This is a genomic window from Streptomyces kanasensis (genome assembly GCF_043077165.1).
GTDB lineage: Bacteria > Actinomycetota > Actinomycetes > Streptomycetales > Streptomycetaceae > Streptomyces > Streptomyces changanensis.
In genome coordinates this window covers 594,852-615,482 of sequence record NZ_JBIBSF010000003.1, presented here as the reverse complement: position 1 = coordinate 615,482, position 20,631 = coordinate 594,852, and the positions used below count along the sequence as shown (strand labels likewise).

At 73.5% G+C, this 20,631-nt stretch carries 15 protein-coding genes, 6 tRNA genes and 1 riboswitch; of the genes, 9 read left to right on the top strand and 12 right to left on the bottom strand.

Annotated elements, in window-relative coordinates:
* Nucleotides 1-33: 33 nt before the first annotated feature.
* From ACF053_RS11630 to ACF053_RS11600, 7 genes are all read right to left on the bottom strand, one after another.
* Complete coding sequence (locus ACF053_RS11630) at nt 34-1,143, bottom strand: M23 family metallopeptidase (protein WP_391953670.1); 1,110 nt, start codon at nt 1,141-1,143, stop codon at nt 34-36.
* Nucleotides 1,144-1,154: 11 nt separating this feature from the next.
* Nucleotides 1,155-1,291, bottom strand: a riboswitch (cyclic di-AMP (ydaO/yuaA leader).
* A gap of 235 nt (nt 1,292-1,526) precedes the next feature.
* Nucleotides 1,527-2,813 carry a PP2C family protein-serine/threonine phosphatase gene (locus tag ACF053_RS11625; RefSeq protein ID WP_391953669.1) on the bottom strand — a complete coding sequence of 429 codons (1,287 nt, stop codon included), beginning with the start codon at nt 2,811-2,813 and terminating at the stop codon, nt 1,527-1,529.
* Nucleotides 2,814-3,029: 216 nt separating this feature from the next.
* A tRNA-Met gene (locus tag ACF053_RS11620) sits at nt 3,030-3,103 on the bottom strand.
* Nucleotides 3,104-3,350: 247 nt separating this feature from the next.
* A tRNA-Lys gene (locus ACF053_RS11615) sits at nt 3,351-3,426 on the bottom strand.
* A gap of 153 nt (nt 3,427-3,579) precedes the next feature.
* Nucleotides 3,580-5,847 (bottom strand): DEAD/DEAH box helicase, encoded by a 2,268-nt coding sequence (locus ACF053_RS11610; RefSeq protein ID WP_391953668.1) that lies wholly within the window; start codon nt 5,845-5,847, stop codon nt 3,580-3,582.
* Nucleotides 5,848-6,406: 559 nt separating this feature from the next.
* A complete protein-coding gene (locus ACF053_RS11605) occupies nt 6,407-7,027 on the bottom strand; it encodes a hypothetical protein (RefSeq protein WP_391953667.1) in 621 nt (206 codons plus the stop codon).
* Nucleotides 7,028-7,109: 82 nt separating this feature from the next.
* Nucleotides 7,110-7,460: a metallopeptidase family protein gene (locus ACF053_RS11600; RefSeq protein WP_228983271.1), complete on the bottom strand. Its 351-nt coding sequence runs from the start codon at nt 7,458-7,460 to the stop codon at nt 7,110-7,112.
* Nucleotides 7,461-7,528: 68 nt separating this feature from the next.
* Between ACF053_RS11600 and ACF053_RS11595 the strand changes: the two genes are divergently transcribed.
* The 5 genes from ACF053_RS11595 to ACF053_RS11575 all read left to right on the top strand — a co-directional run bounded on the left by ACF053_RS11595 (nt 7,529) and on the right by ACF053_RS11575 (nt 9,890).
* Entirely contained in the window at nt 7,529-9,208 is a 1,680-nt protein-coding gene (locus ACF053_RS11595) for a metallophosphoesterase family protein (protein ID WP_391953666.1), read from the top strand.
* 149 nt (nt 9,209-9,357) lie between these two features.
* Nucleotides 9,358-9,430, top strand: a tRNA-Glu gene (locus tag ACF053_RS11590).
* Between the two features lie 39 nt (nt 9,431-9,469).
* Nucleotides 9,470-9,544 (top strand) — tRNA-Asp (locus ACF053_RS11585).
* Nucleotides 9,545-9,566: 22 nt separating this feature from the next.
* Nucleotides 9,567-9,643 (top strand) — tRNA-Phe (locus ACF053_RS11580).
* An 82-nt stretch (nt 9,644-9,725) separates the two neighbouring features.
* Nucleotides 9,726-9,890 carry a hypothetical protein gene (locus ACF053_RS11575; RefSeq protein WP_157901883.1) on the top strand — a complete coding sequence of 55 codons (165 nt, stop codon included), beginning with the start codon at nt 9,726-9,728 and terminating at the stop codon, nt 9,888-9,890.
* 107 nt (nt 9,891-9,997) lie between these two features.
* Here the strand turns inward: ACF053_RS11575 and ACF053_RS11570 are convergent, their stop codons facing one another.
* The 3 genes from ACF053_RS11570 to ACF053_RS11560 form a co-directional block, all read right to left on the bottom strand.
* Nucleotides 9,998-10,822, bottom strand: coding sequence for a cytochrome c biogenesis CcdA family protein (locus tag ACF053_RS11570; protein ID WP_391953665.1), 825 nt, complete (start codon nt 10,820-10,822; stop codon nt 9,998-10,000).
* Entirely contained in the window at nt 10,819-11,526 is a 708-nt protein-coding gene (locus ACF053_RS11565) for a DsbA family protein (protein WP_391953664.1), read from the bottom strand. The genes ACF053_RS11570 and ACF053_RS11565 overlap by 4 nt, the downstream gene beginning before the upstream one ends.
* 177 nt (nt 11,527-11,703) lie before the next feature.
* Nucleotides 11,704-12,363 carry a hypothetical protein gene (locus ACF053_RS11560; protein ID WP_391953663.1) on the bottom strand — a complete coding sequence of 220 codons (660 nt, stop codon included), beginning with the start codon at nt 12,361-12,363 and terminating at the stop codon, nt 11,704-11,706.
* 108 nt (nt 12,364-12,471) lie between these two features.
* Between ACF053_RS11560 and hrpA the strand changes: the two genes are divergently transcribed.
* From hrpA to ACF053_RS11545, 3 genes are all read left to right on the top strand, one after another.
* On the top strand, nt 12,472-16,407 hold the full coding sequence (hrpA, locus tag ACF053_RS11555; RefSeq protein ID WP_391953662.1) for an ATP-dependent RNA helicase HrpA: 3,936 nt from the start codon (nt 12,472-12,474) through the stop codon (nt 16,405-16,407).
* Nucleotides 16,408-16,496: 89 nt separating this feature from the next.
* Nucleotides 16,497-16,571, top strand: a tRNA-Asp gene (locus ACF053_RS11550).
* Between the two features lie 364 nt (nt 16,572-16,935).
* Nucleotides 16,936-17,109 carry a DUF6274 family protein gene (locus ACF053_RS11545; protein ID WP_391953661.1) on the top strand — a complete coding sequence of 58 codons (174 nt, stop codon included), beginning with the start codon at nt 16,936-16,938 and terminating at the stop codon, nt 17,107-17,109.
* Nucleotides 17,110-17,513: 404 nt separating this feature from the next.
* Here the strand turns inward: ACF053_RS11545 and bldC are convergent, their stop codons facing one another.
* Together bldC and ACF053_RS11535 are read right to left on the bottom strand one after the other, a co-directional pair.
* The gene (gene bldC / locus ACF053_RS11540) at nt 17,514-17,720 is read right to left on the bottom strand and encodes a developmental transcriptional regulator BldC (protein WP_003949541.1); all 207 of its coding nucleotides are present in this window, start codon (nt 17,718-17,720) and stop codon (nt 17,514-17,516) included.
* Between the two features lie 520 nt (nt 17,721-18,240).
* Nucleotides 18,241-19,095 carry a hypothetical protein gene (locus ACF053_RS11535; RefSeq protein ID WP_391953660.1) on the bottom strand — a complete coding sequence of 285 codons (855 nt, stop codon included), beginning with the start codon at nt 19,093-19,095 and terminating at the stop codon, nt 18,241-18,243.
* Nucleotides 19,096-19,259: 164 nt separating this feature from the next.
* Here ACF053_RS11535 and ACF053_RS11530 point away from each other — a divergent pair, with 164 nt between their 5' ends.
* Entirely contained in the window at nt 19,260-20,342 is a 1,083-nt protein-coding gene (locus ACF053_RS11530; RefSeq protein WP_391953659.1) for a Leu/Phe/Val dehydrogenase, read from the top strand.
* Nucleotides 20,343-20,631: the final 289 nt, after the last annotated feature.

Below are 20,631 nucleotides of genomic sequence, written 5' to 3'. Positions count from 1 at the left end.
ATCCGGCGGGCCGCCGCGTCGGCGGGGACGGGGTCAGACGGTGAGGCCCTTGCCGCGGAGCCAGGCCAGCGGGTCGATGCCGCCGCCGGAGGGCGTGTGGACCTCCAGGTGCAGGTGCGGCCCGGTGACGTTGCCCGTGGCACCGACGCGGCCGATGGTCTCGCCGGTGCCGACGCTCTGCCCGGCGCTGACGGTCATCGAGGAGAGGTGGCAGTACCAGACCTCCGTGCCGTCCGCGAGCTCCAGGACGACCCGGTAGCCGTACGCGCCGGACCAGCCTGCCGACTTCACGGTGCCGCTGTGGACGGCGTTGGCCGGGGTGCCCGTGGGGGCGGCGAGGTCGAGGCCCGTGTGGTAGCCGGAGGACCACATGGAGCCGGCCTGGCCGTACGTGGAGGTGATCGTGTACGAGGAGGTCGGCAGGGCGTAGCTCGCGGCGAGCTTGGCCAGGCGCTCGGCCTCCGCCTTGGCGGCGGCCGCGGCCTCGGCGCGCTCGCGCTTCTCCTGCTCGGCCTTCGCCTCTGCCTGGGCGGTGGCCTGCTGGGCGGTGGCCTCGGCGGCGGCCTTCTCGGCCGCCGCCTTCTCCGCGGCGGCCCGGGATTCGGCGTCGGCGGCCGCCTGCTGCTGCTCGGCCTGCTGGAGGATCCGGGCGCGCAGGGCCTCGCCCGCGTCGGAAGCGCCCTGCGCCTCCTGGCCACCGGGCGCGGCCGACGACAGCGTGGCGAGCGGCGCGAGGTCGGCGGCGGCGACGTCCTGCGTGTCGGCGGCGGCCTCGGCGGTGGCGCCGGCGTCCGTGGTGTCGTCGGCGATCAGGGCGCCGACGCCGGGCAGCGAGGAGGCGTCCGGAAGGTCGACGTCCGGGAGGGATATGGCGACCCGGGGCTTGTCCTGAGCGGTGGCCATGCCGCCCGCGCCGACGGCGGCGATGACGCCGACGCCGAGAACGGTGGAGCTGCGGGCGAGGCCGCCGCGCTGCTTGACGACGCGGTGGCGGCCGCGGACCGGGCGGACGGAGTCCTCGGTGGGGTTCCACGCGACGTCGGCCGCGGGGGCGGCGGTGCCGGCGAAGCCCTGGCCGACCGGCTGGCCGGTGGTGTCGTACGCGCCGAAGGGGGCTTCGGGGGCAGGCCTGTTGGACGCCACGGGGGCGCTCTCCTTTCCTTCCTTCTCGCCTACCGGGTTAGCTGACGGGTTCGGAGCAGGAAGGTCTCCTACGGGCCGGAATGCAGCCCGATTCACCCCAGGTGTGGTGGGTCCCCGGTTCCCTCGCGGGATTCGGCGCATGCGCACGGTGCCGCCTCTGCGACGGCTGGTACGACCGCGCTGCGTTATCGAACGTTAATAGACGCACGGGTCGTATTCCAAGCTGTTGCCGGGTATTCGTGAAGGCCGGCGACATGGACCAAGTCCCCTATAAACAGACATTCCCCGGCGAATTGACGCCGCGTCACGGGGTCAGAGGGCCGCCGACCGACCACAATTTTCTGACGGTGTGTCACATGCTATTGCCGAGAGCTTTCCCGTCCTCACGGAGCGTGCCCGCCGGGGCGGGTGACCGCGAGCAGCGCCATGTCGTCGTCCGCCCCGCCGCCCGTGTACCGCCGCACGTCGTCGACCAGCCCGTCCAGCAGCTCCCCCGGCACCTGGCAGGTCCGCCCCGCCAGCCACGCGGCCGGGTCGTAGAAGACGCCCGCCGCGTCCCGTGCCTCGGTGAGGCCGTCCGTGTAGAGGAGCAGCGTCGCCCCCGGCGGGAAGGGCGCCGTGTACGCCCGGTCCGGCCAGGCGCCCAGCTCCCCCATGCCCAGCGGCAGCGCCGGCTCCGGCGGCTCCAGTACGGCCACCCGGCCGTCCGCCCCCAGCAGCAGCGGTTCGGGGTGGCCCCGGTTCACCACCCGTACCGTCCCGTCGCCGCGCGGGACCTCGGCGAGCACCGCCGTCGTGAACCCCTCCACCGCGTCCAGGCCGTCCCGCCGGGTCCCCTCCCGGGCGAGCGCCCGCTCCAGCCGCTGCGCCACCGCCTCCAGCGAGCTCTCCTGCTCGGCGGCCTCACGGAACGCCCCGATGACGATCGCCACGGCCTCCACCGCGCCCAGGCCCTTGCCCCGCACGTCCCCCACGACGAGCCGGACCCCGTACGGGGTGTCCTGCACGGCGAACAGGTCCCCGCCGATGGACGCGTCGGCCTGCGCGGCCTCGTAGCGCGCGGCCACCCGCAGCCCGCCGATGCGTTCGGCGGGCACCGGCAGCACCGCCCGCTGCGCCGTCTCCGCGATCACCCGCGCCGAGGCGAGCCGCTCGCCGCTGCGCCGGACGAGCCGGTTGATGAGCAGGGCGAGCCCGCCGACGGTGACCACGGTCAGCAGCTCGGTCAGCGTGGGGACCCGGGCGAGGGGCTTCTCGACCACATGCGGCGCGATCACCGCCAGGACGGCGCACAGCGCGACGACGAGGGTTGCGCGCCGAGTGTAGAGGGGCGCGGCGATGAGCGGCGCGGCGACGAAGAAGGGGACGCCCGTGAAGGGCGGCGGGGTCGCGATGTCGTACGCCACACCCCCGACGAGCAGCAGCCCGGGAAGCCCCCGCACGATCCGCCGGAGCACCCCTCCGGACTCGGCCCGACCGGACGCGACCCGACCGGACGCGACCCCACCCCGCTCGGGACGGCCGTCGCCGCGGGGCACCGGGTCGGCTCGGCCGGCACCGCCGCCGTGGGGCAGCGGGTCACCGCGGCCACCCCGGCCGGCGGCGCCGTCGCGCGCGTCGTCGCCGGCCCGCTCGTCGCCGCCCTCGCCGTGCTCCGCTCGCTGCCCCACCACCCCAGGCTGGCCGCAGCGACCCGCCCCGGCGACCCGCGGTCGGCCGACCGGGCGAGGCGGCCACACCACGCCCCCGCCGACCGCCCGCCATCCGACCGCCCGACCCACCATCCGACCGTCAGACCGACCGCTCTCCGTCCACCCGGCAGCCCACCACCCCACCGGGAAAACGCCGAAGGCCCGGTGCTGTAAGCACCGGGCCTTCGGTTTCAGTAGCGGGGACAGGATTTGAACCTGCGACCTCTGGGTTATGAGCCCAGCGAGCTACCGAGCTGCTCCACCCCGCGTCGATGAACACAACCTTACGCCATCCCGGGGAGTGCCGTTGACCATTTCGCGCCTTCAGCGCCAGAAAGCTGAAGAAATTCCCGGTTCGCCGGCGACGACGCCCCCCGGCAGCGGGTCACCACCGGCCCGGAGCGGGTCCCGAACGGCCCGGAAAGGGAGCGCGGCGCCCCCGGACGCACGAATGCCCCGGCCGGAAGGAACCGGCCGGGGCACCAGACCCCGTGACGAGCCGCGGAGGCTCGCGACTGGTAGGCCCTGTGGGACTCGAACCCACAACCAACGGATTAAAAGTCCGCTGCTCTGCCAATTGAGCTAAGGGCCCTCGACGGGTCATCCCCGAGCATAGCCCGCCGGGGCCGGTGAGCCGATCGGGTATCGGCACAACACCCTCGTACGGCGGCTCCCGGAACCGGGACGGGCCCGTACGCGGCACACGAGGTGTCGCGTACGGGCCCGTCGGGCGCCCTACGGGGCGTCAGCCGTTGCGCTTCCAGCGGGGCTTGTCGTCGCGGCGCCCGAAGGAGGAGCCGGAGTTGGAGCCGGTGTTCGATCCGCCGCGGTGGTCGTCACGGCGACCGTACGGGCGCTCGTGGCCGCCGGAGCGGAAGCCGCCGCCCGCGGGGCGGTCGTCACGACGGTCGCGGTTGAACGGACGGTCGCTGCCGCGGTGACCGCCGGTGGGGCGGTCGTCGCGACGGTCGTCGCGGCGGAAGCCACCGGACGGGCGGTCGTTGTCCCGGCGGAAGCCACCGGACGCCGGACGGTCGTTGTCCCGACGGAAACCACCCGAGGCCGGACGGTCGTTGTCCCGACGGAAACCGCCGGACGCCGGACGGTCGTTGTCACGGCGGAAACCACCCGAGGCCGGACGGTCGTTGTCACGGCGGAAGCCACCGCGGTCGTTGTCCCGGCGCTCGAAGGAGCGGCCACCGCGGTCGTCACGGTCGCGGTTGAAGCCGCCCCGGTCGTCGCGGCGGTCGTTGTCGCGGCGGAAGCCGCCCGACGGGCGGTCGTTGTCGCGGCGGAACCCGCCGCGGTCGTTGTCCCGGCGGTCGTCGCGGCGGTAGCCACCCCGGTCCTCGCGGTCGCGGCGCTCGAAGTTGCCCCGCTCGTCGCGGCGGTCCCGGCGCTCGTACGAGGACGAGCGGTCGTCGCGGGAGTCCCGCTCGGGCTGGGCCGGTACGGCGGCGACGGCGGCCTGCACCTCGGCCTCGGCGGCCTCGGTCACCTCGGCGACGGCGGCCTCCGGGTCCTCGCCCCGCTCGCGCGCGGCGCGGGCGACCAGACGGTCGGCCTCCTCGCGGAGCTCGGCGGCGCGGCGCTGCATGCGCTCCAGCTGCTGGGCGAGGTCGGCGGCCTCGCGCTCGGCCTGCTTGGCGGCGTTGTTCGCGGAGTCGGCCTGCACCTCGGTCAGGGACCGGGCACCGGTGATCTCGGCGACCTCCGGGTCGAACGCCCCGGCACCGCCCACGATGTGGCGCGTGGCGTCGACGCCCGCGTCCTCCATGAGGCGGAAGATCTGGCGGCGCTGGTGCGGCAGGGCCAGCGAGACGACGACGCCGGACTTGCCCGCACGGGCGGTACGGCCCGAACGGTGCAGGTAGTCCTTGTGGTCGCCGGCCGGGTCCACGTTCAGGACCAGGTCGATGCCGTCGACGTGGATGCCGCGGGCGGCGACGTCGGTGGCGACGAGGGCGTTGACGTAGCCCTTCTTGAAGTCTTCCAGGACCCGCGTACGGGCGCCCTGGGTCATGCCGCCGTGCAGCGCGTCGGCCTTGACGCCGGTGTCCTGCAGCTGCTCGGCGATGCGGTCCGCGCCCAGCTGGGTGCGGACGAAGATGATGGTGCGGCCCTTGCGGGCGGCGATCGCGGCGGTGACCGGCGCCTTGTCCTTGGGCTTCACGACCAGGACGTGGTGGGTCATGGTGGTGACGTTGCCCTGGGCGCTGTCGACCTCGTGAACGACCGGGTCGGTCAGGTAGCGCTTGACCAGCGTCGCGATCTCGTTCTCCATCGTGGCGGAGAAGAGCAGGCGCTGGCCGCCGGCCGGCACCTGGTCGAGCAGCTCGGTGACCTCGGGCAGGAAGCCCAGGTCGGCCATCTGGTCGGCCTCGTCGAGGACGGCGACCTGGACGGCCTCCAGCGAGCAGGCGCCGCGGTTGATGACGTCGCGCAGCCGGCCCGGGGTGGCGACGAGGATGTCGACGCCGCGCTCCAGGGCGTAGATCTGGTTGCCCATCGACGTACCGCCGCAGACGACCTTCATCTTGAGGCCGAGGACGTCGCCGTACGGCTGGAGGGCGTCCGCGACCTGCATGGCCAGCTCACGGGTCGGGGTGAGGATGACGCCGCGGGGCTTCTTCTTGTCGGTGTGGCCGCCGGCCAGCGTGGCGAGCAGCGGCAGACCGAAGGAGAGGGTCTTGCCGGAGCCGGTGCGGCCGCGGCCGAGGATGTCCTTGCCGGCCAGGGCGTCCGGGATGGTCGCGGCCTGGATCGGGAAGGGGGTGGTCACGCCGTTCTGGGCGAGCTTGCGGACGACGCCCTCGGGGAGGCCGAGGTCGGCGAAGGTGATGGTGGACTCGTCGGCGACCGTCTCGTCGGCGACCGCCACGGCGGTCTCCTCGGTGGTCTCCTCGACCGTGCCCTCCGCGTCGGCGGCGACGAGCTGCTCGTCGTTCACCGCGGTGTCGGCGGTGGGGTTCTCGGTCGTGGACAGAACGGTGTCAGTGCTGGAAATGGACATGCGAAATGCGAAACCTTCCGGAGTCTCGGCACGCGCCCGTCAACTCCGTGTTTCGCTGCTTAGCAAATCGACCGCCTCGATGCGGTCAGCCACGGCAAGGGAGAGAGTACGCGCCACACGCGGCGCTCTTCGGTCTGGCGCCGGGCAAATGGGATCAAACGATCTACCACCATACGCACCTTCCCCCACTCAGCGCAAGCCCGCCCCCGCTCGGCCGCCGAACGGCGCCTCACCGGCCCCGCCCCGACCCCCCGACCAGACCCCCTGCGCCCCCTTCCCGGACCGGCGTCCGGACCCCGCCCCGACCCCGTCCGGGGCACGAGCTCCGAAACCGACGGATCCCGCCCGGCGCCACCCGAAACACCCCACCCCATCCGGCCTCACACCCACCCGGTCCGCACCTCACCCGGACCCAGTCCCCCTCACGCCCGGGCCACACACCCGGGCCACACGCCCGGACCCCGCCCGGACCACCGTCCCGAGCACGGACCCGAGCACGAACCCCGGGCCCCGCCCGGCCCCGCGCCCAGCCGTGCCCCCGGCGGTGCTCAGGCGGTGCTCAGGCGGGTGCGATCTGCGGTGACGCGGCCGGCTCCGTCCACCGGGACGCGGACCGGTCCGCGCGGTGCAGCGCCTCGGTGCGGGTCTCGGCGGACGGCGACGCGGTGGGCGGCTCCGACGGCTCGGGCGCGGGCGGCTCGCCGGACGGCGTCGGCGTGGGCGTCGGCTCCGGCGGCGGGGCGGGCACGGACGGCTCCGGCGGCGGTCCGCTCGGCCCCGTACCGCCCCCGGAGCCGCCGGAGCCGCCCGTGCCGGGGCCGGGGCCGGGGCCGGGTGCGGGGTCGGCGCCGTGGCCCCCGCCGGGCCTGGCGCTCGCCGCGGGCCCCGCGGAGGGCGCGGCGGACGCGGCCGGCGCCCGGGACGGGCGGGTGCCGGCGGCCGTGTCGTCGCCGGGCGTGTCGGGATCGTCCGCTCCGCCGCGCGGCCCGTGCTGCCCGCCCGGGGCGGCGACCCCGCTGTCCGCCTCGGCCGCGGCCGCCCCGGAGGGGTCCACCGACTCGGTGGGCCGGGGCCGGGAGCTGTCGTCGGAGACGCTCATGCAGCCGCTGACGGAGCCGGCGGAGGCCACCACCGCCACGGCGGTGACGGCCCATCGGACGGGGGCGGGCAGCTGGCGCACGGGGGCACCTCCAGGGCGGGGACGGGGTTTCCCTGCCCAACTCCCGGGCGCCCGCGGGGGACACGCCCGGACGGCGGGTCCGTCAGCCGTACCCCAGTTCGTGCAGCCGGGCGTCGTCGATGCCGAAGTGGTGGGCGATCTCGTGGACGACGGTGATCTCCGTCTCGGCGACCACGTCCTCGCGGGAGTCGCACATCCGCAGGGTCGGCCCCCGGTAGATCGTGATCCGGTCGGGCAGCACGCCCGCGTACCACTCGCCCCGGTCGGTGAGCGGCGTCCCCTCGTACAGGCCGAGCAGGTCGGGGTCGTCCGCGGAGGGTTCGTCCTCCACGAACACGGCGACGTTGTCCATCAGCCGGGTGAGTTCCGGGGGGATCCGGTCGAGCGCCTCGGCCACCAGTTCCTCGAACTCCTCGCGCGTCATCTCCAGCACTCCGCCATTGTCGTGGATGCGGCGGCCGCCCGGGCATAGCCGCGCACCGTGCAGGGCATACGGCCCCAATGGCCCGAGCCGTCGCCCGTACCCCGTACGTCCGTATCGCCCGAGCCGTGCGCCGCGTGCGGCACCGTGTGCGCCCCGGCGCCCGTCCCGGGGGCCGGCCGGCGGCGCCCCGCGACCCCGCCGGGACCCGCCGTCCCGCGGCACGGCGGGCCGTCCGCGCCGTCGGGCTGCTGGCGGTGGTCGTCGCGGGGGCCTGGCTGGGACTGCTGGTCGTGGGCAGCGTCCGTACGCCGGTCGGGCCGATGGACACCAGCATGACGCTGCGCCCGTCCCTCACCGGCGGCACGAAGATCAACGTCTCGCCGCTGGGCGCCCTGGAGCTGGACTCGCACACCGGCCCCATCCGCCTCGACGTGGACGTCGACCAGCTGGACCCGGTGCGCTCACAGGTGCTGGTCGAGCACCCCGAGCGGATCTCCGGCCTCCAGGAGGAGATCACGGGCGACGTGGTGGACGGCACCCGCGAGCTGGCCCTCCGCTCCTGCGTCGCCGTCGTCACCGGCGCCACCGCGCTCGGGCTCGTGGTCTACCGCAGGCCCCGCCGCGCGCTCGCCGCCGGCGGCCTCGCGCTCACGCTGCTCGCGGCGTCGGGCGCGACCGCGTACGCGACGTGGAACCCGAAGTCCGTCCTCGAACCGCGCTTCTCCGGCCTGCTCAGCAGCGCCCCGGCGGTCGTGGGCAACGCCCGCTCGATCGTCACCGAGTTCGACGTCTACCAGAAGGAACTGGCGCGGCTCGTCACCAACGTGACCAAGCTGTACGACGCGACGTCCACGCTCCCGACGTACCAGCCCGACCCGGCGACGATCCGGGTGCTGCACGTCTCGGACATCCACCTCAACCCGGCGGCCTGGCACATCGTCGCCTCGCTCGTGGAGCAGTACGGCATCGACCTGATCATCGACTCGGGCGACACCATGGACCACGGCAGCACCGCGGAGAACGTCTTCCTGAACCCCATCAGCAACCTCGGCGCGCCGTACGTGTGGGTGCGCGGCAACCACGACTCGATGGACACCCAGAAGTACCTGGGCGGCCTGCGGAACGTGCACGTCCTGGACGGCGGGCGGGCGGTCACGGTGGCCGGGGTGCGGGTGGCGGGCGTCGGCGACCCGCAGTTCACACCGGACCGCACGGTCGTACCGGCGGGCGACGACGCCGAGCGGGACGCGGGCCGGCGCCTGGCGGAGTCGCTTCGGGCGCAGACGCGGGCGGGCACGCCCGTGGACGTCGCGGTCGCCCACAACCCCGTCGCCGCCCACCAGACGGACGGCGCGGTCCCGCTGGTCCTGGCGGGCCACGTGCACCGGCGCGTGAACGAGGTCCTGCCGAACGGCACACGCCTCAAGATCGAGGGATCGACGGGCGGCGGCGGCCTGCGCGCGGTCGAGAAGGACGAACCGGAGCGGGTCCACGCCTCGGTCCTGTACCTGGACCGGGACACCCGGCGCCTCCAGGCGTGGGACGAGATCACGCTGGGCGGGCTCGGGCTGACCACGGCGGAGGTCGCCCGCCACGTCCCGGAGGACGCGCTGGTGGAACCGGAACCCGTCCCCTCGGCCGGGAGCCCGTCCCCCGCCCCGTCTCCGTCCCCCACCCCGGTGCCCGGCAGCCCGTCCCCGGCACCCGCCGCGCCGTCGCGGGAGCCCACCGCCGCACCGGGCACCCCGTCGCGGTGACCCGTCCCGGCGTCCCGCGCCCCGGCGCTCCGCGCGTCTCGCCACCGCCACCGCCCCGCCCCCGCGAAACCGTTTTGGCGAACCGTCCCCGCATCCCATATGCTTCTCACGTCCCCGACGCGCTGACGAAGCGCCCAGGCGGGCCCTTAGCCCTCATCGTCTAGTGGCCCAGGACGCCGCCCTTTCAAGGCGGTAGCACGGGTTCGAATCCCGTTGGGGGCACGCATTACCGTGTGCGAGACTTGGTCTCGCACGAAGCTTGGTCCTGTGGAGCAGTTTGGAGTGCTCGCCACCCTGTCAAGGTGGAGGCCGCGGGTTCAAATCCCGTCAGGACCGCTGCGACTCGTCAGAGTCGCGTGGCTGGGTAGCTCAGTTGGTACGAGCGTCCGCCTGAAAAGCGGAAGGTCGCCGGTTCGACCCCGGCCCCAGCCACCAGCCGAAAGGCCCCGTCTCCGGACGGGGCCTTTCGTCGTTCCCCGCCGCTCGCCGGACCGGACCGGTCGCTAGAGTCGCCCCCATGGGGGAGTACGCGAACCAGGGCCGCACGCTGCCGTGCAAGTGGTGCGACCGGCCGGTAAGGCTGGAGCGCCGGTTCTTCCCGCGCCGGTACTGCAATCGCCGGCACAAGTGGAAGCACCGCTTCACCGAGCTGTTCGGCGAGGTCCTCGGCGGCGGCGCCTAGCGACTCCCGGCCCCGCCGCCGTCTCCCCGGGCCCACCGTCTCCCGGCCCCGCCGCCGTCCCTTCGGGTCAGGCGCGCTCCCCCGGGGTCAGGCGCCGACCCCCCGGGTCAGGCGCGTTCCCGGTGGCGCCGGCCGCGCACGCCCAGCACCACCGCGACCACCGCGACGACGCCCGGCAGGAGCGCCCAGTCCGGGACCGCGCGGCCCGCGCGGGCCGCCCACTGCTCGGCCGCGAACGAGGCGTCCACCGACAGCAGCCCCGGCAGGGCCGTCGTGCCGTCGAAGGCCAGGAACATCCCGCCCAGCAGGACGAAGAACCCGCCCGACAGCAGGGACGTGGTGTGCAGCTCCAGCCGGCCCAGCCGCACCGGGCGGCCGCGCAGCCAACGGCGGCGACCCAGGTCGTACCGGTCCCACAGCAGGGCCAGCGCGAACAGCGGCACCGCCATGCCCAGCGCGTACACGGCCAGCAGCAGACCGCCGTAGAGGGCGCTGCCGCCCAGCGCCGCCACCGTCAGGACGCTGCCGAGGATCGGGCCCGCGCAGAACCCCGCCAGGCCGTAGACCAGGCCGAGCGCGTACACCGACACCGCCGACGTGGGGCGGATGCGGCCGCTCGCCTCCGTGAGCCGGCGCGGCGCGAAACCGAAGCCCAGCACCTGGGCGACGCCGAGCGCGATGATCAGCCAGCCGCCCCCCGTGACGAGCAGGTCGCGGTTGCCCTGGAAGAAGCGCCCGGCGACGGAGCCCGCGGCGCCCAGCGGCACGAGGGTCGTCGCCAGGCCCGCGTAGAAGACGCCCGTGCGCGCGATCAGCCGCGCCGTCGAGTCGACGGAGTACGCGAAGAACGCCGGCAGCAGCAGGGCGCTGCACGGGCTCAGCAGTGCCAGCAGACCGCCGAGGAAGGCGGCCAGGTAGCCGATGTCCGTCACCGGCCGGCCTTCGCCGCCGCCGCGTCGATCGCGGCCGTGAACGTCTCCAACGGCTGCGCGCCCGCGATCGGGCGCCCGTTGATCAGGAACGACGGCGTGGAGGCGGCACCCAGCTCGTACCCCTCCTTCTGGTCGCGTTCGACCGCCCGCCGGGCCGCCGGGCCGTCCAGGTCGCGGGAGAAGCGGGCGACGTCGGGGACGCCGGCCTGCCGGGCCAGCTCGGCCAGCCGGTCCGCGCCGAAGCCCTTCTCCTTCGCCCCTTCGGCGTACGCGGCCTTGTGGAACTGCCAGAACCTGCCCTGCCGGCCCGCCGCCCACGCGGCCCGGGCGGCGCGCTCCGACTCCTCGCCGAAGATCGGGAGGTTGCGCCACTCGATGCGCAGGACGCCCGTGTCGACGTACTTCTCGATCAGCTGCGGCTCGGTGTCCCGGGCGAACTTCCCGCAGTACCCGCACCGGAAGTCGGCGTACTCGATCATCACCACCGGGGCGTCGGCGCGGCCCACGGCCAGGCCGTCCCGGGCGTCCCGGCGGGCGAGCTCCTCCCACTGCGGGTAGACGCCCTCCTCCGCGGCGGCGGACGCCGGGGCGGAGGCGGCCGTGCCCGCCGCGTCCCGGTCTTCGGGCTTGGTGGCCGTGTACGAGGCGAAGGCGAGCAGTGCGGCGGCGGCCGCGACGCCGGCGCCGATGAGGTACGGCCTCACCCGGGACGGCTCCTTCGCCGGGGACGGCTTCCTCGACGCCGACGCCGACGCCGACGCCGACGCCGGGGACGGGGACGGGGACGGGGTGGGGGCCGGGGACTTCGGGGACTTCGGGGACATGGTGGATCTCCTGCGGTGTGCGGACGGGAAGGGTGGGGCGCGGCGGCGGGGCGCCGGCTACACGCGCAGGATCGACAGGTCCATCGGGGAGGGCGGGACGAGACCGGGCGGGGCACGCCCGGGGGTGGTGCCGGCCGGTTCCCCCACCGCGCATCCGGTCCCGTGCGCGGCGCCGCGCCCGTCGTACGGCGCGGGGAGCAGCTCGCCGGGCGACGGGCCGCGGGGCAGGGTGGCGGGGGCCAGGCCGCCGTCGCCGGAGCGGGATCCGTCGTCGCAGCCGGGCGTACCGGCGCCGGCGGGGTCGCCGGGGGCGGCGGCCCGCGCGGGGACGGCCGAGAAGCCCGGCGCGGCGGAGAAGCCCGGCGCGGCGGAGGGCACCGGTACGAAAGAGGCGAGAGAGGCAACGGAGACGGCGGGAGTCACGGAGACCGCAGGCACCACAGCGCCCCCAGGCGCCCGGAAGACCGCGGGCACCGCGGGCCCCGCATACGCCGCCGAGACCGCAGGCGCCGTGAAGACCTCGGACACGCCGGTGGCCGCCGACGCCCCGGACGCGGCCGCGGTGGTCACCGTCGCCCGCCCGGGCTGCGCCCCGGTCGCCGCGGGCAGGGCGCCGGCCCACCACCCGCCGGCGCAGAGCAGGAGGCCGAGCACCGCGCCCACCAGCACCGGCACGAGCGGCGCCGGGCGGCGCCGCCGGGTGTCGGTACGGGGCATCGGGTCGGGCGCCTTCCTGATCGCGGCGGCTGGTGTCGGCTCGCCCGAAATGGTACGGGGAAATGGGTTCGCCACTCCCGAGCCGCGGGTGAGATCCTGGGACACGGTATGTCTACTTCCTTCGCCGACCTCCAGACCCTGCTGGCCGAGGTCTCGCTGCGCGACGCGCACCGGCTCGGCCGCCGTCTCGAAGGCGCCCGCCGCATCCGTAAGCCCGAGGCCAGGCAGGCCGTCCTGGACGAGATCGCCGCCGAGGCGGCGAAGGGTGCCGCGCGCACCGCCGAGCGGGCGTCCCGCGTGCCCGCGGTCACGTATCCGCAGCAGCTGCCGGTCAGCCAGAAGAAGGACGAGATCGCGGAGGCGATACGCGACCACCAGGTCGTGATCGTCGCCGGTGAGACCGGCTCCGGCAAGACCACGCAGATCCCGAAGATCTGCCTGGAGCTCGGCCGCGGCGTGCGCGGCATGGTCGGGCACACGCAGCCGCGGCGGATCGCGGCCCGCACGGTCGCCGAGCGGGTGGCCCAGGAGCTGGGGACGCCGCTGGGCGAGGCGGTCGGCTGGAAGGTCCGCTTCACGGACCAGGTCGGTTCCGACACGTTCGTGAAGCTGATGACGGACGGCATCCTGCTCGCCGAGATCCAGACCGACCGCGACCTGCGCGCGTACGACACGATCATCATCGACGAGGCCCACGAGCGCAGCCTCAACATCGACTTCCTCCTGGGCTACCTGGCCCAGCTGCTGCCGCGGCGCCCGGACCTCAAGGTCGTGATCACCTCCGCGACGATCGACCCCGAGCGGTTCTCCCGGCACTTCGGCGACGCGCCGATCGTCGAGGTCAGCGGCCGGACGTTCCCGGTGGAGGTCCGCTACCGCCCGCTCCTCGAAGAGGACTCCGACGACGCGGACCGCGACCAGATCACCGCGATCTGCGACGCCGTCGACGAGCTCCAGGCCGAGGGGCCGGGCGACGTCCTCGTCTTCCTCTCCGGCGAGCGCGAGATCCGCGACACGGCGGACGCACTGGTCAAGCGGAAGCTGCGGAACACCGAGGTGCTCCCGCTGTACGCGCGGCTCTCCCACGCCGAGCAGCACCGCGTCTTCCAGGCGCACCCGGGGCGCCGGATCGTCCTCGCGACGAACGTCGCCGAGACGTCGCTGACGGTCCCCGGCATCAAGTACGTCATCGACCCGGGCACGGCCCGGATCTCCCGGTACAGCCACCGCACCAAGGTGCAGCGGCTGCCGATCGAGCCGGTCAGCCAGGCCAGCGCCAACCAGCGCAAGGGCCGCTGCGGCCGCACCTCGGACGGCATCTGCATCCGCCTGTACAGCGAGGACGACTTCCTCTCCCGCCCGGAGTTCACGGACGCGGAGATCCTCCGGACGAACCTCGCCTCCGTCATCCTGCAGATGACGGCGGCCGGTCTCGGCGACATCGAGAAGTTCCCCTTCATCGACCCGCCGGACCACCGCAACATCCGCGACGGCGTGCAACTCCTCCAGGAGCTCGGCGCGATCGACCCCGCGCAGAAGGACCCGAAGAAGCGACTGACGCCGGCGGGCCGCAAGCTGGCGCAGCTGCCCGTCGACCCGCGCCTGGCCCGGATGGTGCTGGAGGCCGACCGGAACGGTTGCGTCCGTGAGGTCATGGTCATCGCGGCCGCCCTGTCCATCCAGGACCCGCGCGAGCGGCCCGCCGAGAAGCAGGCGCAGGCCGACCAGAGCCACGCCCGGTTCAAGGACGAGACGTCCGACTTCCTCGCCTTCCTGAACCTCTGGCGGTACGTCCGCGAGCAGCAGAAGGAGCTGTCGTCGTCGGCGTTCCGCCGGATGTGCAAGACGGAGTACCTCAACTACCTGCGCATCCGTGAGTGGCAGGACATCTACAGCCAGCTGCGCACGGTCGCCAAGCAGATGGGGATACACCTCAACGAGGAGGACGCCGACGAGCAGCGCGTCCACGTCTCGCTCCTCGCCGGCCTGCTCTCCCACGTCGGCATGAAGGACGTCAAGGACGGCGCGAAGAACGAGTACCTCGGTGCCCGCAGCGCCAAGTTCGCGATCTTCCCCGGGTCGGCGCTCTTCAAGAAGCCGCCGCGCTTCGTCATGTCCGCCGAGCTCGTCGAGACGTCCCGGCTGTGGGCGCGGGTCAACGCCCGCATCGAGCCCGACTGGATCGAGCCGCTCGCCGGGCACCTGCTGAAGCGCACGTACTCCGAGCCGCACTGGGAGAAGGACCAGGCGGCCGTCATGGCGTACGAGAAGGTGACGCTGTACGGCGTGCCGATCGTCACCGACCGCAAGGTGAACTACGGCCGCATCGACCCGGAGGTGTCGCGGGAGCTGTTCATCCGCCACGCGCTGGTGGAGGGCGACTGGCGCACCCACCACAAGTTCTTCGCGGACAACCGCAGGCTGCTGACCGAGGTCGAGGAGCTGGAGCACCGGGCACGGCGCCGCGACATCCTCGTCGACGACGAGACGCTGTTCGACTTCTACGACCAGCGCGTGCCGGAGCACGTGGTGTCCGGCGCCCACTTCGACTCGTGGTGGAAGCACAAGCACCGGGACGAGCCGGAACTGCTCGACTTCGAGCGCGAGATGCTCATCAACGACCGGGCCGGGGCGGTCACCAAGGACGACTACCCCGACACGTGGCGGCAGGGCGCGCTGAAGTTCCGCGTGACGTACCAGTTCGAGCCGGGCGCGGACGCCGACGGCGTCACCGTCCACATCCCGCTCCAGGTCCTCAACCAGGTCGTGGACGAGAACTTCGACTGGCAGATCCCGGGCCTGCGCGAGGAGGTCGTGACGGAGCTGATCCGTTCGCTGCCGAAGCCGATCCGCCGCAACTACGTGCCGGCGCCGAACTTCGCGCGGAGGTTCCTGGAGCAGGCCGCACCCGGGCAGGAGCCGCTGACGGAGACCCTCGCCCGCGCACTGCAGCGCATGGTGGGCGTGCCGGTCTCCGCGGACGACTTCGACTGGGCGAAGGTCCCCGACCACCTGCAGATCACGTTCCGGATCGTCGACGAGCGGCGCCGCAAGCTCGCCGAGGACAAGGACCTGGAGGCGCTGAAGCTGCGGCTGCGCCCGAAGGCCCGGCAGGCCCTGTCGAAGGCCGCCGCGGCCGCGACGGCGGGCCCCTCGGGCTCGGGCGGGTCGCTGGAGCGCACCGGCCTGACGGAGTGGACGATCGGCACGCTGACGCGGGTCTTCGAGACGCGCAGGGCCGGCCAGCCGGTGAAGGCGTACCCGGCCCTCGTCGACGAGGGCGAGACGGTCGCCGTCCGGCTCTTCGACACCGAGGCCGAGCAGGCGCGGGCGATGTGGCGGGGCACGCGGAAGCTCATCATGCTGAACATCCCGGTGAACCCGGCGAAGTTCGCCTCCGACCGGCTGACGAACCAGCAGAAGCTCGCTTTGTCCCGCAACCCGCACGGCTCCGTGCAGGCGCTGTTCGACGACTGCGCGACCGCCGCGGCGGACCGGCTGATCGCCGAGCACGGCGGCCCCGCCTGGGACGAGGAGTCCTTCCGCAAGCTGTACGACAAGGTCCGCGCCGACCTGGTGGAGCTGACGATCCGTACGGTCGACCAGGTCCAGCAGATCCTGGCCGCCTGGCAGGCGTGCGAGCGCCGGCTGAAGGCCACGAACAGCCTCGCCCTGGTGGACAACGTGCGCGACGTCCGCGAGCAGCTGGCGGCCCTCGTGCCGGCCGGCTTCGTGACGAGGACGGGGCTGCGGCGCCTGCCTGACCTGATGCGCTACCTGGTGGCGGTGGACCGCCGCCTGCAGCAGATGCCGACGTCCGTGCAGCGCGACACGACGCGCATGGAGAAGGTCCACGAGATGCAGGACGAGTACGCCTGGCTCCTGGAGCAGCTGCCGAAGGGGCGGCCGGTGCCGCAGGAGGTCCTCGACATCCGCTGGATGATCGAGGAGCTGCGCGTCAGCTACTTCGCGCACGCGCTGGGCACGGCGTATCCCGTCTCGGACAAGCGGATCGTGAAGGCGATCGACGCGGCGGCGCCGTGACGGTGCGGTCGCCAGGAGTGAGTTCGACCTGGTGGTCCGACCTGCTGTACAGTCTTGCTCGCAGCCAAGGAACAACGGCCGCGAAACCTGGTCCTGTGGAGCAGTTTGGAGTGCTCGCCACCCTGTCAAGGTGGAGGCCGCGGGTTCAAATCCCGTCAGGACCGCAGTGATACGAGGGCCCGCACCACACGGTGCGGGCCCTCGTTCGTGTGCCCGGGCCCGGCCTCCGCGCGCCTCCCTCACCGGTACGGCCCCCGCGGTCGCCCTCTCCACCGCACACCCCCCCGCTCCCGGTTCACGCCTCGACGGCTCCCCGGCTCACACCCCCGGCGCTCCACCGGCGGGGCGCTCCCTGCGCCGCCCCGGCACGCTCCCGGACATCTGATCCCCCCTCAGCCCGTACGGGGCCGTCCGCGCCGCTCAGAGGCCCGTACGGGGCGCGGGTGCGTGCCGACCGTCTTGACGGCGGATGACGGGACCGGTACCCAGACAGGAGGGCACCGGCGCCCTGTCCCGGAGGTGACGCGCATGGCGACTGCGACGGCACGGCACGAGACCCGCGCGCTCCTGCGCGCCCACCTGGCGGCCGCCTCCGGCTACCGCCACCTCACCCGGCGCTGCGCCGTGTGCCACCGCCTCGCCCAGCTCGCCGCGCTCACCGAGCAGTCCCCGTCCCGGGAGGTCCGGTCCGAGCCCGCCTGACGGCCCGTCCGGTGGGCGCGCGCGAGAGGTGCGGGGTGCGCGTGAGGCGTACGGGGGCGTGCGCGCCCCACGAGACCGTGCGGGGCGGGCCCGTCCGGCGGGCGGGCGCGGACCCGGCGGGGGTCGCGCGAACCGCCCGAGGGGGCGTCAGGAGTGTGACGCGAGTCACGGAGCTCGTTCGAGAAACCCCTCCACTTATCCCGCGCCTACACCAGCCCGATTTAATACGTGCAATTGCACCGTCGGGACGACGGGAGGCGGGAACGAAAAAAGATCGCGCCGGACCCGGCGGAGTCCAGCGCGATCGGTGACCTTCGGCCCGTTGGGGCGGGCGTCCGTCAGTGGTGCAAGGGGTGGGCGGCCCGGGTTGGGGGACCCGGAAGAGCCCGGTTCACAGGGGTGTCTCAGGCCTCGCTACGCTGCTGCGGAATACCCGCGAGCAGCGCACGGACCTCTGCCTCGCGGTACCGGCGGTGTCCACCCAGCGTGCGGATGGACGTGAGCTTGCCGGCCTTCGCCCAGCGGGTCACCGTCTTCGGGTCCACGCGGAACATCGTGGCAACCTCAGCGGGGGTCAGCAGCGGCTCAGCATCAGGGGTGCGAGCGGTCATGAGCGGCCTCCTCGGGAGAACCGACGTTCTCGGTTCTTTCCTCTAAATTCTGCACCTTGACCCGCGTTGCCCGAAATGGCAGACGCGGGCCGAGTCGGTTATAGGACGAACGGCTTGTCCTCGGCACTACAACTACACCATCTGTCCAGCCACGTTCGGCCAAACCGATGGAATTGCCCTCTCAGGTGTCCATCAGCGGCGGAAGCCGATGGACCATGCCATAGCGGACAGTCACGTCACAGTGACGATCAGTCACAGAGCGATCAGGAGCCACCAGACCCCCCATAGCGTGCAATGCTGAGCCTTCCGCCCAAAGCTGGACGGAAGGAGCCCTCCCCGGACTCCTTGTCCTATTTTGGCATGAGGTCGGGCGATGGACGCAAGAGCCACTGTTAGTGCGATTCATCACCCTTGAGGCAAAGACCCGGATCGGGACCATCGACCTTCAGGGCACGCACGTCACACAAGACTCAGGTGCAACAGCCTCCGGCGCAATAGCCCCACTTGGGAATCTTCCGGTTCAGTTCGCGAAGCGCAGGTCCCGGACCGTCCGCCACCGCGTCGTCAGCCGCTCGTACGCCGTCCCCGCGCCCGTCCCGTCGCCGTCCCGCAGCGCCGCGATGGCGGCCGTCACGTCCGCGACCGACCGGTCCTCCGCCAGCCGCTCCGCCGGCAGGGCGTGCACGAGGCCCCCGTAGTCGAGCTCGACCAGCGAACGCGGGTGGAACTCCTCCAGCCACCGCCCGACGTCCACCAGCCCCTCGGTCAGGGGCCCTTCGTCGACCGCCTGGCGCAGGGCCCGCAGCCCCCGCGCCACCCGCCGGCGCGCCTCGACCATCGGCGTGCGGTACCGAAGCAGCGGCGGCTTGCCCGCCCCCTCCCCCGGCACGTACTCGCGCTCCTCGTCCGCGAAGAGGACGAACCAGCGCACCGGCACCTGCCACACCGCGCCCCGGATCCACGGCCGGGCGTCCGGGTTCCGCTCCCGCCACCGCTCGAAGTCCGCCGCCGCCTGGCCCCGCACCACCGCGGGCAGCGCCGCGTCCAGCACGGGCGGGGGCAGCAGCTCGGACAGCTCCTCCAGGGCCAGCCAGCCGCGCAGCCGGGTCCGCCACGGGCAGACGCACACCACGCCGTCGCGCTCCACCACGAAGGCGTCGCCGCTCTCGTGCACCGGCACCGGCACCGGCGGCGTCGGCAGCAGATCGGCGAGGGAGCGGCGCAGTTCGTCCTGGGCCGTCGGCGTCCCGCCCCGCAGGGCGACCGGCGCGTAGCGGGCCCAGTGGCCCCGCTCGGGCTCCGGGAAGGCGTCCAGGGGCTCGTACACCCGCAGGTACGAGGCGTACGGGACGAGGACCGAGGAGACAGCCGCCATGCCGGGAATCCTTCCACGCCGGCACCGTCCCGTACTCCGGGAGGGGGTGATCCTGCGCACTGCATCGGATCTACGCGCAGGTAGGACTTACCCTCATCCCGAGCAGGTCCCTCCCCACCCCCGGAGGGCCTCATTCCGCCGCTTCGTACTTGGGAGTCACCACCGTGACCGATGTGACCGACGGCGTCCTGCACACCCTGTTCCACTCGGAGCAGGGGGGCCACGAGCAAGTCGTGCTGTGCCAGGACCGCGCCTCGGGCCTGAAGGCCGTCATCGCCCTCCACTCGACCGCCCTGGGCCCGGCCCTGGGCGGCACCCGCTTCTACCCGTACGCCACGGAGGCGGAGGCCGTCCTCGACGCGCTGAACCTCAGCCGCGGCATGTCGTACAAGAACGCTCTGGCCGGCCTGGAACACGGCGGCGGCAAGGCCGTCATCATCGGCGACCCGGAGCAGATCAAGACCGAGGAACTGCTGCTGGCCTACGGCCGGATGGTGGCCTCCCTCGGCGGCCGGTACGTCACCGCGTGCGACGTCGGCACGTACGTCGCCGACATGGACGTCGTCGCCCGCGAGTGCCGCTGGACGACCGGCCGCTCCCCCGAGAACGGCGGCGCCGGCGACTCCTCGGTCCTCACCGCCTTCGGCGTCTTCCAGGGCATGCGCGCCTCCGCCCAGCACCTGTGGGGCGACCCCACCCTGCGCGGCCGCACGGTCGGCGTCGCGGGCGTCGGCAAGGTCGGCCACTACCTGGTCGAGCACCTGGTGAAGGACGGCGCCGAGGTCGTCGTCACGGACGTGCGCGAGGAGTCGGTGCGCCGGATCACCGACGCGTACCCGCAGGTCAGGGTGGCCGTGGACACGGACGCGCTGATCCGCACCGAGGGCCTGGACATCTACGCGCCGTGCGCGCTCGGCGGCGCGCTGAACGACGACACCGTGCCCGCCCTGACCGCGAAGGTGGTGTGCGGCGCGGCCAACAACCAGCTCGCGCACCCGGGCGTCGAGAAGGACCTCGCCGAACGCGGCATCCTCTACGCGCCCGACTACGTGGTCAACGCCGGTGGCGTCATCCAGGTCGCCGACGAGCTGAACGGCTTCGACTTCGACCGGTGCAAGGCGAAGGCGACGAAGATCTTCGACACGACGCTGGCAATATTCGCACGTGCGAAGGAAGACGGCATCCCGCCGGCCGCCGCCGCCGACCGGATCGCCGAGCAGCGGATGGCGGAGGCCCGCCGCCGCTGACCCCGCCGCGGAGCCGTCCGGACACGCTGCGTACGCCCGCCGGGAAGGCGCCCTTGACAGGGCGGCCCGGCGGGCGGCACCTTGCGCGCCCTCGACGACCTCCCGGACGCGCTCCGGGTTGGTGTGTTCGTACAGCGGCGAGCGGCCGTCGGAGAGAGATGGCTCACGCCGGTCGGCGGGTCGACCTCGGGAAGAGGTTAAAATCGCAGCTGACCAGCGAGGACGGGGCGCCTCGCAGGTCCGGCTCCGGGGCGCGTCATGCGGGCGGCGTACCGTATGGCCGCGGAAG

What these genes read in the sequence shown, in the direction of transcription:
- ACF053_RS11545 (WP_391953661.1), top strand. Translation starts at nt 16,936, where the DNA reads ATGGCGACTGCGACGGCACGGCACGAGACCCGCGCGCTCCTGCGCGCC.
- hrpA (WP_391953662.1), top strand. Translation starts at nt 12,472, where the DNA reads ATGTCTACTTCCTTCGCCGACCTCCAGACCCTGCTGGCCGAGGTCTCG.
- ACF053_RS11610 (WP_391953668.1), bottom strand. Translation starts at nt 5,847, where the DNA reads ATGTCCATTTCCAGCACTGACACCGTTCTGTCCACGACCGAGAACCCC.
- ACF053_RS11575 (WP_157901883.1), top strand. Translation starts at nt 9,726, where the DNA reads ATGGGGGAGTACGCGAACCAGGGCCGCACGCTGCCGTGCAAGTGGTGC.
- ACF053_RS11595 (WP_391953666.1), top strand. Translation starts at nt 7,529, where the DNA reads ATGGCCCGAGCCGTCGCCCGTACCCCGTACGTCCGTATCGCCCGAGCC.
- bldC (WP_003949541.1), bottom strand. Translation starts at nt 17,720, where the DNA reads ATGACCGCTCGCACCCCTGATGCTGAGCCGCTGCTGACCCCCGCTGAG.
- ACF053_RS11560 (WP_391953663.1), bottom strand. Translation starts at nt 12,363, where the DNA reads ATGCCCCGTACCGACACCCGGCGGCGCCGCCCGGCGCCGCTCGTGCCG.
- ACF053_RS11535 (WP_391953660.1), bottom strand. Translation starts at nt 19,095, where the DNA reads ATGGCGGCTGTCTCCTCGGTCCTCGTCCCGTACGCCTCGTACCTGCGG.